Source organism: Sphingomonas sp. Leaf412 (assembly GCF_001425405.1).
Taxonomy (GTDB): Bacteria; Pseudomonadota; Alphaproteobacteria; order Sphingomonadales; family Sphingomonadaceae; genus Sphingomonas.
Window position 1 is genome coordinate 1,202,072 of record NZ_LMQP01000003.1, and the last position, 505, is coordinate 1,202,576.

Below are 505 nucleotides of genomic sequence, written 5' to 3' on the forward strand. Positions count from 1 at the left end.
TTCCGGGAAGGAGAGCATCCACCGCCGCCTGCGCATCCTCATACGCGATGTTCGCCGCGATCCGCACGACGGCGCGGGTGAAGCGCCATGCCTTCAGCGTCCCGTCCTTCGCGATTGTCAGGTGGCACGCCATCGCCGCGCGATCCTCGCCCTCCTTCAGCGAGCAGACGTCGGCCGACAGCACCTCGGGCAGCATCGGCACGACGCGGTCGGGGAAGTACACCGAATTGCCGCGCGCCCTCGCTTCGCGGTCGATCTGGCTGCCCGGCCGGACGTAGAAACTGACGTCGGCGATCGCGACCACCGCGCGCCAGCCGCCCGGATTGCCCGGATCGTCGTCGGGCGCGGCCCAGATCGCGTCGTCGTGATCGCGCGCGTCCGCCGGATCGATCGCGACGATCGGCAGGTGCGTCAGGTCCTCGCGTTCAGATCCTCCCCGAGCTTGCTCGGGGAGGGGGACCGCCGGCCGCAGGCCGGTGGTGGAGGGGCTGGGTCGCGCGCCGCC

The 505-nt window shown here is 71.5% G+C and carries 1 protein-coding gene; it reads right to left on the reverse strand.

What is annotated here, in order from left to right; translation table 11 throughout:
- Positions 1 to 505 (reverse strand): RNB domain-containing ribonuclease (locus ASG29_RS12930; protein ID WP_156458037.1); only part of this gene is annotated, 505 nt, incomplete at both ends.